Source organism: Enterococcus faecalis, assembly GCF_029024925.1.
GTDB classification, from domain to species: domain Bacteria; phylum Bacillota; class Bacilli; order Lactobacillales; family Enterococcaceae; genus Enterococcus; species Enterococcus faecalis.
In genome coordinates this window covers 1,157,141-1,169,626 of the sequence record NZ_CP118962.1, presented here as the reverse complement: position 1 = coordinate 1,169,626, position 12,486 = coordinate 1,157,141, and the positions used below count along the sequence as shown (strand labels likewise).

General features: G+C 36.9%; 13 protein-coding genes and 2 tRNA genes. 4 read left to right on the top strand and 11 right to left on the bottom strand.

Going from position 1 to position 12,486, the window contains the following annotated elements:
- Positions 1-112 precede the first annotated feature (112 nt).
- Positions 113-724 (top strand): TetR/AcrR family transcriptional regulator, encoded by a 612-nt coding sequence (locus tag PYW42_RS05825; RefSeq protein WP_002357803.1) that lies wholly within the window; start codon positions 113-115, stop codon positions 722-724.
- Positions 725-779: 55 nt separating this feature from the next.
- On the opposite strand, the gene PYW42_RS05820 is transcribed toward PYW42_RS05825, so the two are convergent.
- From PYW42_RS05820 to PYW42_RS05785, 8 genes are all read right to left on the bottom strand, one after another.
- On the bottom strand, positions 780-959 hold the full coding sequence (locus PYW42_RS05820; RefSeq protein WP_002357804.1) for a hypothetical protein: 180 nt from the start codon (positions 957-959) through the stop codon (positions 780-782).
- 154 nt (positions 960-1,113) lie between these two features.
- Positions 1,114-1,185, bottom strand: a tRNA-Gln gene (locus PYW42_RS05815).
- A 9-nt stretch (positions 1,186-1,194) separates the two neighbouring features.
- Positions 1,195-1,275: transfer RNA gene (locus PYW42_RS05810), tRNA-Tyr, on the bottom strand.
- Between the two features lie 96 nt (positions 1,276-1,371).
- Positions 1,372-1,605, bottom strand: coding sequence for a DUF2969 domain-containing protein (locus PYW42_RS05805; protein WP_002357806.1), 234 nt, complete (start codon positions 1,603-1,605; stop codon positions 1,372-1,374).
- Between the two features lie 146 nt (positions 1,606-1,751).
- Complete coding sequence (locus PYW42_RS05800; protein ID WP_002357808.1) at positions 1,752-3,221, bottom strand: flotillin family protein; 1,470 nt, start codon at positions 3,219-3,221, stop codon at positions 1,752-1,754.
- A gap of 16 nt (positions 3,222-3,237) precedes the next feature.
- A complete protein-coding gene (locus PYW42_RS05795; protein WP_002357809.1) occupies positions 3,238-3,771 on the bottom strand; it encodes a hypothetical protein in 534 nt (177 codons plus the stop codon).
- A gap of 183 nt (positions 3,772-3,954) precedes the next feature.
- Positions 3,955-6,591, bottom strand: a complete 2,637-nt coding sequence (locus PYW42_RS05790) for an FtsX-like permease family protein (protein ID WP_002388781.1) — start codon at positions 6,589-6,591, stop codon at positions 3,955-3,957.
- 9 nt (positions 6,592-6,600) lie between these two features.
- Positions 6,601-7,302 (bottom strand): ABC transporter ATP-binding protein, encoded by a 702-nt coding sequence (locus PYW42_RS05785; protein WP_002363831.1) that lies wholly within the window; start codon positions 7,300-7,302, stop codon positions 6,601-6,603.
- Positions 7,303-7,462: 160 nt separating this feature from the next.
- On the opposite strand from PYW42_RS05785, the gene PYW42_RS05780 reads away from it, so the two are divergent.
- Both PYW42_RS05780 and PYW42_RS05775 read left to right on the top strand, forming a co-directional pair.
- Entirely contained in the window at positions 7,463-8,122 is a 660-nt protein-coding gene (locus PYW42_RS05780; protein ID WP_002388942.1) for a DNA/RNA non-specific endonuclease, read from the top strand.
- 13 nt (positions 8,123-8,135) lie between these two features.
- Positions 8,136-8,522 carry a hypothetical protein gene (locus PYW42_RS05775; protein WP_002360464.1) on the top strand — a complete coding sequence of 129 codons (387 nt, stop codon included), beginning with the start codon at positions 8,136-8,138 and terminating at the stop codon, positions 8,520-8,522.
- Between the two features lie 43 nt (positions 8,523-8,565).
- Here the strand turns inward: PYW42_RS05775 and nagA are convergent, their stop codons facing one another.
- Together nagA and PYW42_RS05765 are read right to left on the bottom strand one after the other, a co-directional pair.
- Entirely contained in the window at positions 8,566-9,714 is a 1,149-nt protein-coding gene (gene nagA / locus PYW42_RS05770) for an N-acetylglucosamine-6-phosphate deacetylase (RefSeq protein WP_002363827.1), read from the bottom strand.
- Between the two features lie 100 nt (positions 9,715-9,814).
- Entirely contained in the window at positions 9,815-10,642 is an 828-nt protein-coding gene (locus PYW42_RS05765; RefSeq protein WP_002381942.1) for a helix-turn-helix domain-containing protein, read from the bottom strand.
- A gap of 177 nt (positions 10,643-10,819) precedes the next feature.
- Here PYW42_RS05765 and PYW42_RS05760 point away from each other — a divergent pair, with 177 nt between their 5' ends.
- Positions 10,820-10,996 (top strand): hypothetical protein, encoded by a 177-nt coding sequence (locus tag PYW42_RS05760; RefSeq protein ID WP_002357816.1) that lies wholly within the window; start codon positions 10,820-10,822, stop codon positions 10,994-10,996.
- A 65-nt stretch (positions 10,997-11,061) separates the two neighbouring features.
- Here the strand turns inward: PYW42_RS05760 and PYW42_RS05755 are convergent, their stop codons facing one another.
- Entirely contained in the window at positions 11,062-12,279 is a 1,218-nt protein-coding gene (locus PYW42_RS05755; RefSeq protein ID WP_002357817.1) for a pyridoxal phosphate-dependent aminotransferase, read from the bottom strand.
- Positions 12,280-12,486: the final 207 nt, after the last annotated feature.

Sequence of the window (12,486 nt, the reverse complement as noted above, 5' to 3'; positions counted from 1 at the left end):
TAGATATACCTATTTTAGAAAGGTTCTAAATGATTTGCAACAAGCAATTTACCCTATTTTGTGAGATAAACAACAAAGTTTCTGCGAATGTTGACTATCTCGAAAGGAATTTATGATGGCAAAGAAAACAGACCTTAGAGTACAACGAACCAGAAAAATGATTATTGAAGCTTTTTTTAAACTTGTAGAAACGAAAGGCTACGAAGCGGTGACGATTCAGGATATTGCTGATGAAGCTATGATTAATCGTGCGACTTTTTATGCTCATTTTAAAGACAAACAGCATTTATATGATGCAATCTTCACCTTTACGCTTAGTGCTTTTACCGCTATTCTTGATTCGCAACAACTGGTTAATGGCAACCGTGTCCGCGTGAAGCACATTGAAGAACTTCTGACGCAACTCTATATTAATATTCAAGAGAACAAATCTTTCTTCTTAACTATCATGGACAATAATTTCAACGAACACTTTCGAAAACGCTTAGCTGAAATTATCGAAGAAAAATATGCGACGATTTTTTCGCAGTTGCGTATTACCGAAAATGATATTGATGTACCGATAGATTTTGTTATTGAATATATGACCTCTATCTTCATCGGTACCCTTCATTGGTGGATTACTAGCGAAACGGATATGACACCCAACCACTTAGCCCAATTAGTTATCAAATTAGTTGGTAATGGTCATTTAACTGTCTTAGGCATCGAATTAGAAAAATAAAAACACCGGAGTAGACAATAATTTTGTCTGCTCCGGTGTTTCTGTTAAAGACGAGTTAGTTTTTTGAACGCCATTTGATATTGTGGGCTGTATTTCTTGAAGAAGTGACTTTAACACCACTTTTGATGTTGCCTTTTTTACGAGGAATTAAGTCAACTTTGACATCATACTTACCATCGCGTGCTAAATCGTAAACATTTTCAACCATTTCTGTAATTTTTTCTTTAAAGTTCATTCTTATCAACTCCAGACTATTCTTTCTTAATACTTTAGCATATTCTTATATAAATGAAAACTTTTCTAGCCTGTACATGAGGAAAATCTTACCTCATTTTTGTTATATAATTATACAAAAAAAGAACATCTCTCTACCAGAAATGTTCTGAAAACTGGGGTAGCTGGATTCGAACCAACGCATGACGGAGTCAAAGTCCGTTGCCTTACCGCTTGGCTATACCCCAAAAAGAAAATGGAGGAAAGTGGATTCGAACCACTGAACCCTAAGGAACGGATTTACAGTCCGTCGCGTTTAGCCACTTCGCTATTCCTCCAAAAAGTCATTGTCGCTGTAACGACCTGACTTAGTTATAATACAATCTTTTCCAGAAAAAAGCAACCCTTTTTTTAAAAAAATTGTTATTTATTTTTTATTCACTTAAATTCCATTGACGAATAATTGTTTCAAAGGCTTCGTCCAGATTTTTTGCTGTACCTTCTTGCTTGCCATCAATTTCAATGATGAATTTTTTATCATTTTGCGGAATGACACGACCGATTTCTTTTTTACCAATAAATAATTTGTTCATTAAAACATTTGCTCCATTGTATTGGGCTTTTTCTTCTTCGACACGTACTTCAATATCTTTATTCTTTTTTGACATCTCTATCCCTCCAAGAACTCTATGTTATCAGAATCTTTGAAACAAAACAAGCACTCGCTATTTTTCTGTCAGCTTGTTCGTTTATCGTTTCAATGCAGCATTAAGGAGTAACGAAATGCGATTCGCTACTCCTTAAAGGCTGATTTTTATTCTTTTTCTGAACCTTCTGTTGCATGATAGTTCACGCTATTTGAGGTACCTTTTTTAGAAAAGTTTTCAATTAGCTCTTTCACGTCGAGGCCCGTTGTTTCTTTTAGTGTTTCTTGTGTACCAGCCAACAAGTTTGTTGCATAATTGGTAATACGGTTGGCGCCAGAATTTTCGCCACCTGCGCCTGTATCTACCACTGAAATCTTGTCGATGTTGCCCAATGGTTGTGCTGCTTCTTTCATTAATTGTGGTAACATTTCCATCACCATACTTAACACAGCTGCTTCACCATATTCTTTGAAGGCATCAGCAATCTTTTGTTTGGCTTCGGCTTCCGCTGCACCACGAGCTAAAATAGCTTCGGCTTGCGCTTGACCTGTTAAACGCGTTTTATTGGCTTCCGCTTCGGCTAATGCTTCAACTTTGAAGCGTTCTGCTTCGGCTTCTGCTACTTCGCGTGCTTTTTGAGCAAGAGCTTCTTGTTCGCGTGCGTAACGATCTGCATCGGCTTTTTTCTTCACTTCTGAGTCGTATTGTTTTTCACGACGCGTAATTTCTTTTTCTTCTAACTCAATTTGTTTTTGACGTTCAACAACTTTGACTTCCATTTCTTGTTCCACCACGTGTTGTTGTGCACGCGCGCTTTCCAAGTTATAGGCTTGGTCTGCTTTGGCTTTGGCAATATCTTGTTCTTGTTTGTATAACGCTAATTTCAATTCTTTTTCTTTTGAAGCTTCTGCAATTTCTGTTTGACGTTGCAATTCCGCTTGTTGTGATTCTTTTTCTGCTTCCGCTTTTTTGATGCGAGTTTCTTTCAAAGCTTCTGCTTCAGCAATATCTGCATCACGTTTAACTTGAGCGATTCTTGGTTTCCCTAATGAATCCAAGTATCCATTTTTATCACGAACTTCTTTAATTGTGAACGACACAATAACTAAGCCCATTTTAGCTAAGTCAACACTGGCAACTTCTTGTACACTTTGGCTAAATTTATCACGGTTTTGGTAAATTTCCTCCACTGTCATTGAACCTAAAATCGAACGTAAATGTCCTTCTAATACTTCACGTGCTTCATTTTCTAATTCTTCCGTTGTTTTTCCTAAAAATTGTTCCGCTGCTGTCGCAATTTCTTCAACTGACGAACCAATTTTAATGATTGATGTCCCATCACACATCACAGGAACCCCTTGTTCTGTGTACACTTCTGGTGTGGAAACATCTAATTTACTTGAAAGCAAACTAATTCGATTTGAACGTTGGAACACTGGTAAGACAAACGCACCACCGCCACGAACGATTTTAATTTTGTTGCCACCTTCGTCTACATGAACATTTTTAGAGCCTAGATAGCTCCCGCTGATAATTAACGCTTCATCAGGTTTGGCTGTCTGATATTTAGAAACAAACACAATTAATAACATTAATAATACTAAAACTGCAATAATAATCGGTAACAAAATCCCCATTTTCTTCTCTCCTACTCTATATTTTTAGACTGCCTTCGTAAGGAATGACATAACAAACCCGTTCTTTCAATTCAATAATCAATACCTCACTACCTCTTGGCGCAGCCACTTCTTGTGGCACATAAAATGCTGCTGGTCGACTTAACGAACCTGTGACACTCTTCAATTGAATCTCGCCCATTCCCCGGACAGGAATTGGGGTAATCACAGTAGCAACACGACCCTCCATGTCTTTTTCCGAAATAGAAATTGTGGCCTCCGAATTTTTCAAAGGGACCAACACATAAAAATTTAGGAAGAAAACAATAATGGTTGAAAGAATACCACTGACAATTAAAATAAGCCAACTATTTACCGCTGTTAATTCTTCCCCAAGGTACCCAAACAGCGAGGTAAAAGCAATCCATGGAATAATCAGCATTGGGTCAACCGGTCCATCAAAATTAAAAACATCCCCAAAAATAATTAGTAAAAAAGCGAGGACCGCGCTCCCCACTAATGCATAAAAATAAACCGTTTCCAATGGTAGACCTTCTAACACTTTTCCCACACTCCTTTCTGTGCTATAACCTAGTAATAGTGTACCAATTTTTAAATAAAAAGAGTAGTAATTTCCAAATAAATCTCAAAAGATACATCTTAAGACCTATTTTTTCTTAATAAAAGAAGCAACAATAAACGAGCAGCCCTAGAATTATCGAACTTCTACGGACTCCTCGTTTTTTGAAATGTGCTATTCATTTGATTTTAACGCTTCAATCATATTGATTTTCTTCAATTTCCGATGCATAATGACCATCACAAACAACGTGAAACACATGGTGATGACTGCGGAATATAGATAACTTGGCCAATGAATAATTGGCGAAAACATAATTAAATCAACTTCAACGGTTGCTAAAATATACTGATGCAAAATTTTCCCAAAGAAGCAGCCAACAATAATACCAATGAACGTTAAAATAATGTTTTCACGGTAAACATAGGTAGTGACTTCACGATCGTAAAATCCTAAAACCTTAATCGTGGAAAGTTCTCGAATCCGTTCAGAAACATTAATGTTGGTTAAATTATATAACACAATTAACGCTAAAGAACCAGAAACAGCAATTAGTACCCAAATGACAATATCAAGGCTTTTCAGCATATCATCAAACGAACCTTTCATCGCAGTTAAAAACGTAATGTTCAACACTTTCGGCTGTTTTGTCAACGCCTCTCCGATTGAGGTTTCTTGTTTTGAGGATAACTTTTTGTCAAAAAGTAGGAATTCTGTATTATACTCCGGCTTCTGTTTCGTCATCGTCTGGTAGAGTTTCGGCGTCATATAGACAAAATGACCCGTGTAGTTCTCTGCAATCGCGGCAATTTTCACGTGATAGGTTTGATTATCACTATTTTCTAAATTTAATTGATCTCCGACTTTATAGCCAAATAATTTAGCTAATTTTTCATTAATGATTACACCGTCATCGTTGAGGGAATATTTTTCTCCAGTGACTCGATCATTAAATAACTGAAAATCAGCCATTTTCGAAGGATCTTGTGGCACATAAAGAGTAATATTTTGAGTTGGTGCGCCTTTGCCCTTCGTTTTAAAGATTTCTGAATATAACGGAATTGTTTTATTCAAACCATCCAGTTTGCGCAACGTTTCTTGATACTCTTTTGTCTCTTCAGGTGTTGTTTGCTCTTTAAAAGTCACGACTGCTTGGTAATGCCAGATTTTATTAAATTGAATTGTAGCGACATCCACAATTGAATCGCGTAAACCAAAACCAACAATTAACAGCCCCATACAACCAGCTATTCCGATAACGGTCATCAGCATCCGTCGTTTATAGCGGAACAGATTTCTAGCGGTCACTTTTTGAATAAAGCTCATGCGTTGCCATAAAGGGCGGATTCGTTCTAATAAAATCCGTTGGCCTGCTTTCGGCGCTTTGGGTCTTAGCAAGGTAGCTGGGGTACTTAATAAATCGATTCTTAATGTCACTAAGGCCGCTCCCACAGTACAAGCTAAGGCTACAATGATGCCCCATAAACTGTAATTTAAGTACCACGGTGTAACTAAATCAGGAATATTGTACATTTGACCGTAGGCATCAAAAATTATTTTAGGGAATAGATAATAGCCAACTGCCAATCCTAATAATGCACCTGTTAGGCTAGCAACCGTTGCATAGGTAATAAAAATCGAAGCAATTTCACGATTACGATAACCTAAAGCTTTCAAACTACCAATTTCCATTCTTTTTTCTTCCACCATACGTGTCATGGTAGTTAAGCTGACTAATGCCGCAATTAGGAAAAAGAACAACGGGAACAGCGTGGCTAAAGAAGAAATCCGATCAGCGTTATCTTGATATTCAGAAAATCCTGGATTGTCTTCCCTAGTAAAATAATAATACGTTGGGGCTTTCAAATTGGCTAGCTCTGTTTCTTTTTCAGCCAACAGTTGTTCTTGTTTAGCCAATTCGTCTTTTTGCTTTTCAAGCATCTCAGCTGGAATTCCTGGTTGTTGCTCCAACTGCGCAAGCGCTTGTTTTCCCGTTTCCAGCGCTTGCCGACCTTGGTTAATGTCCGGCTGAGCCGAATCACGCAGAGCCGCAATCTGTTCTTCTGGCCGATTTTTCAGTGCCTCTTTTACCTGATTTAAGGCCTGCTCTCTTTTCTTTTCATAATCAGAGAAATACGTATTTTGATGTTTTAATGAACGAAATGAGATTAGCAATTCTGGATATCGTTGACTGTCAAAGGCTTTTTCCGAAACCACGCCAAAAAAGTTTAACGTTCCAGAACCGACCGTTGTGGTTCCCCTGGATGTATTATCAATATATTCTGCTGAATTGATAAATCCAACAACAGTAAAATGAGTTTGCGTCAGTCCTTTTTCTTTAATCGCTACATCGTTTAAAGTGATTTTATCACCCATTTTATAGTCATATCTAGTTTTCGCTAATGTATCTAATGCAATTTCATTTGTTTGTTTAGGTAACCGACCGTCAACTACTTGATAGTTAACCGATCCTGCTTGATTTTTTCGATAGCCAAACAATTTTACTGCATTATTTTGCGGCCCAATCGTGGCATCTATTGTATACCGCGGCACAACTGTTTCGACATCTTTTAAAGACTGTAGAGTTGTTAAATCTTTCTTTTCCAGTCCCATTGTAGAAATTATTCGCGCATCTGGAAGCTGCTCTTTCTGGTAATAATTATTCGCGGTTTTAATCATATCTGGTCCAGTAGCTTTCAAACCAACAAAAACCATTACACCAAGGAAAATAATCCCCATAATCGATAAAAATCGTGTAGTAGATTGTCTAATTTCACGTAAGCTTGTTTTAATTAGCGCTGTTTTCTTCATTTTAGGCACCTACCATTCAATTTCAGCAACCAATTTAGGCTGATCATTCACAGTCATTTCGCGAACTTTTGCATCATTAATTCGAATTACCCGATCGGCCATTTCTGCAATGGCTGAATTGTGGGTAATAATTAAGACGGTCGTTCCAGTTTCACGAGCAGTATTTTGCAAAATAGTTAAAATTTGTTTCCCTGTTTCATAATCCAGTGCTCCTGTCGGTTCATCACATAAAAGTAACTTGGGCTTTTTAGCAATCGCACGGGCGATGGTTACTCGTTGTTGTTCACCACCAGAAAGTTGCGCTGGAAAATTATCTAAACGTTCCCCTAAACCCACCGATTGTAAAACATTGGTCGAATCCAACGCATCCGCAACGATTTGCGAAGCCAATTCGACATTTTCTTTTGCCGTTAAATTTGGGACTAAATTGTAAAATTGGAAAACAAACCCGACATCATTTCGTCGATAAGTGGTTAATTGTTTCTCTGAAAACTGAGCGATATCTGTGCCATCAATAATAATTTCCCCTTCATCACAGCTGTCCATTCCACCAAGAATATTTAAAACAGTTGATTTTCCAGCACCGCTGGGGCCTAAAATAACCGCTACTTCTCCTTTTTCCACTTCAAAAGAAATGCCGTCATTCGCAGTAATAGTTGTCTCTCCCATTTGGTAACGCTTGTATTCATTTTTGACTTCAATATAGGCCATCCACTATCCCTTCCCTTCTACATTAAAATAGTAACATATCTGAGAATACAAGTCTTTCAAAGAAAAGCCTTTTTTGATTTTTTAGCAAATTTACGTATAATAGAAAAGATGGTCCACTTAAATTTGGACTATTGCAAGTATAAAATTAGAGGAGCACGTTATGGCAAACAGAAAGAAGAAACCACCATTTAATTCAACCATCATGCTGATTGGCGCATTAATCATTTTAATTTTAGGCGCGGTTGGCGTTAAAGTTCCTGATGCTTTACAAGATTTATTTAATGTTCAACCACAAACAACCACCCCCTCAAGCACACCAGCACCAAAAGGAGATAATCCTGGACCCATTGAAAATGGTAAAGCCACATTTTCAGCAGAGGAATTAAAGGATAGCTCAAACGGCTGGATTACTTATCATTCTCTAGATCGTCTAAAACGAGCGACAGGCGCTGATGCGCTATTAAAACCCGCAATGGTCAATACAGGAACTTCCGCTAATAAAGATATTCGACCAGTTGGTTTCATTTCAGGAAAAGCTAATCATTCGCGTGGCCACCTAATCGGCCGTCAAATGGGAGGCAGTGGTGATGATCCACGTAACTTAACCACCTTGTATCAGAATCCTGTCAACACTCCTTATATGACGAAATATGAAAATCAGATTCGGGCAGCTCTTGATCGCGGCGAAACCGTTCGTTATCGCGTGACACCTGTATATAACGGAAACGATTTGTTGGCTGAAAAAATCATCTTAGAAGCCAAAAGCCTTAAAACAAATTCACCCATTGATTTTTCAGTAACTATTTTAAACAAACAATAAGGAGGAACTTTCATTGGATTTTGAACAGCTAAAAGAAACATTACCCGATGCAAAACCACAAACATTTTTGCAAGCAATCCTCTCTCAACCTCAAGAAGAGGATGCTGAATTAACTTTCAGTGAAGAAATTGATGAACAGTTTGTCGAAAATTGTAAATTTTTAGCCTCTCCAGAAACCATTTCTGAAACAGATGTGGAACATTGGCGCAAACAAGAATTTTTAGTTGTCGCCCAAAGTTTAGATGGCGATTATCTAGCAGGCACCCTAGAGCAAACCTTTGTGATTCCCAGCTCCCTTTACAAAGAGGATATTGAGCAATTTGACAAGCAATTAATCGATTTTTTTATTGCCTACGAGAACAAAGAAATCACTTCTGCGATTTTACCAAAAGAATTATAAAAAAAAGCTTGCGGATAAATTTCCGCAAGCTTTTTCTTGTGTCTTATGCTCGATAACGTTCAACGCCATCTAAATAAGTAGCTGCTAATTCCATGGTTGGTTCTAATACGATAAAGTCAGCATCACGACCATTTGCAATCATGCCACATTGATCATCAATTTTACAGCTAATCGCAGGAACTAATGAAGCCATCATAATTGCTTGTGCAGGTGTTGCAATACCCCAATCAACTACATTTTTAATTGCTTCTTTTAGTTTTAAAATACTACCTGCTAAGTTCCCAGTATCCAAACGAGCCGTTCCTTCTGCTACCACAACAGGAAATTCACCTAAATTGTAGTTGCCATCTGGCATACCGCCAGCCATCATGCAGTCTGTAATTAACGCAACGTGATCATGGCCCGCTTTTTCCATCAATACTTCAGCCGCTTGCGGATGTACATGGTGTCCATCACAAATTAATTCAGAGAAAACGTGTTGTAACGTTAACAATGCACCAACCATCCCTGGTTCACGGTGATTTAAGCCGCGCATCCCATTATATGCATGAACAAAAACGCTAGCGCCTGCTTCAACTGCCACATCAGCTTCTTCTAAGGTCGCATTACTATGGCCTAAAGCAACAACGACACCTTCATCTGTAACGGTTTCAACAAATTCTTTCACACCATTACGTTCTGGTGCCAACGCAATTTTCTTAATAATTCCGCCTGAAGCTTCTTGCCATTCGTGGAATGTATCAAGGTCTGGATCTCCAAAATAACTTGGATTTTGTGCGCCTTTATGTTCTTCAGTAAAGAAAGGTCCTTCAAAGTAAATCCCTTGAATTTTTGCACCAGGTACTTCTTGGTAGACTTGACCAATCGTACGTGCAACGTCTGTTAAACGTTCTTTACTTGAAGTTAACGTTGTTGGTAAAAATGAAGTTACACCACAAGATAATAAGCCTTCAGATATCACTTTAATGCCTTCTGCATCGTTATCCATTACGTCATGATTCATGTAACCATGAATATGAGTATCGACTAAACCTGGGGCAATCCATTTGCCTTCCTCACGAATAATTTTTACGTCCCCTTGCGGTTCATCTTTTGTATAATTACCAAAGATACCATCCGTGATTTCTAAATAACCAGGTCCTTTAACATCGCTTTTTAAAAAGAACTTGTCTGCAAAGATAAATGTTTTCATCTTCATCCTTCTTTCTTTATTTTACTTACTTCAAAAGTACTCTTAATCAGTACAAAAGTCAAGAAATGGTGTAGACCTTTTAAGCAATTCTGAGGATTTTTTAAAGATTGCCACTTTCCACATTTTTCATTTGTTGTGCTAAGTTCAGATAACGTTCTGCTTCTTCGTGTTTATTCTTTCTCATTAAAACTAAATATTTTAGATTTAATAATTCACTTAAATAATAATAACTATTTTTTTTGCGGGCCCAAGTAATTCCTTGATCCACATAAATTTCGGCATCTTTTTCTGTATAATTTTTAAATAAGAAATCAGCATAATTAAAAAATATTTTCGTTAACTCTGCATTACTGCGTTCATTTGGCAATTGATTAAAATAATGAATACTCAAACTTAAAAATCGTTCTGCTTCTACTCGATTGCCCATATAACCATAAGTGGCACCTAGACAACTAATTAATTGAATCTCTAAATCAGAAACATTTAACTTATCGGCTTTATAGGTGAAAGATAACCCTTTACGCAAGCTAGCAATAGCTTTTTCATAATCATTTAGAACAAACAATTCACAACTACCTAAATAATAATAATATTTTTGCCAGTCCGTATCTAAATACAATTGTTCTTCAATACGATTTTCCTTTAAATAATTTAATAATAATTGATATTTTTTATGGCGAAAATATTCAGCCATTTTTTCAAATGAATACGTAACAACGTGCACATCACCAGATTTATAACGCATAATCTGATCAACAGTCACACCTAAACGATCACAAAGTTGTTGCATTACGAGAACGTTTGGCAACTCTTCATTGTTTTCAATGCGACTTAAAACGCTTTGCGAACAGATGTCTTCTGATAACATTTTCTGTGTCAATTTTCTATTTTTTCTAATTTCTTTAATAACTGCACCTAAAGAATTCATCACAATAGCTCCTATTTATATCGGCCATTTTCCTTGCAAAATGGGGATTTTGTCAAAATATGCGAATTCGCATTATGCTTTTATTGTACTTTATTGCATAATATACTGCAAGAACATTATCTAAGGTTTTCTTAGAAAATAAATAGGTTCATTTTTATTAAAAAGGAGTGTTATTGTATGGCCGAAGAGAAAAAAGTTCACTTCATTTGGGAAAAAACAAATTATTCAGGCTTTGTGGAGAAGGAGTATGAAAATTCTTATCTCATCGTAGTAGCAAATCCTAGTCCTGATATGGAAGAAAAATATACCAACCGAATGATTATTAGTAAAAAAGCATGTGAAACCGCAGAATAGTATTGTTGATAAAACAAGAACTACCAAAAAATAGCTTCGTTAGAGGCTATTTTTTGGTAGTTCTTTTATTTTTGTTTGTAGGTACTTAAAAATTCACGCATTTTATCTGCTGTAGTTTTTAAGTCTTCCATCTTCGGTAAATAAACAATACGGAAGTGATCGGGTTGTTGCCAGTTGAACCCACCACCATGGACTAATAAAATATGATGTTTGTGTAAGAAATCTAAAACAAATTTTTCATCATCATAAATGTCAAATTTGGCCGTATCAATTTTCGGAAAAATATAGAAAGCTGCTTTAGGCTTCACGGCTGATAAACCAGGAATATCATTTATCGCATTGTAAATAAATTCTCGTTGTTCGTAAATTCTGCCACCTGGCAAAAGTAAATCATCGACACTTTGATAGCCACCTAATGCAGTTTGAATGATTTGTTGTGACAACACATTTGAGCATAACCGCATGGAAGCAAGCATATTTAGCCCTTCGATATACCCTTTTACTCGTGATTTATCTCCACTTAACACCATCCAACCGCATCGGAAGCCTGCCACTCGATGTGATTTTGACAAACCATTCAATGTTACGACAAATAAATCAGGTGCTAATGTAGCAATCGGTACATGAACCAAACCGTCCATGACCAAACGATCATAAATTTCATCGGAGTAAATAATTAAATCATTTTGACGTGCCACTTCGACAATTTCTAGTAATAACTCTTTCGGATATAAAGCACCAGTCGGATTATTTGGATTTATAATAACGATTGCTTTTGTATTCGAAGTTATTTTTGATTTTATATCATCAATGTCTGGATACCATTCTGCTTGCTCATCACAAATATAATGAACGGGTGTACCGCCCGCCAAAGAAACAGAAGCAGTCCATAAAGGATAGTCTGGCATTGGCACAAGTACTTCATCGCCGTTATTTAACAAGCCTTGCATACACATGGTAATTAGTTCACTCACGCCATTACCAGTGTAAATATCATTAATCGTTACATTAGGAAATTTTTTTAATTGGCAATATTGTTCAATCGCTTTTCTTGCAGAAAAAATACCTTTTGAATCGGAATAACCTTCTGAATCGCGAACATTCACAATCATGTCGCGCACAATTTCATTTGGGGCATCAAAACCAAATGGCGCTGGATTCCCTGTATTTAATTTCAAAATACGTATGCCCTCTTCTTGCATGCGTTCTGCTTCTTCTAAAACAGGACCACGGACATCGTAACTTACGTTATTTAATTTATCAGATTTTTTAAAATTTCTCACACGGACTCCCTCGCTTCACAAATTTATACTCTAAAGTTACGCCAACTATAATGAAAAAGCAATAATAAATATCAGAATTTAATAAAAAATTGATGGTTTTTCCGTAATAAACAAGAGCGTGGGACAAAAATCACTTTGGATTTTTGCTCCACGCTCAAAAACTGATAAACGGCGGGAACAGAAGCAACTCCTTATTATTTCTCGGAG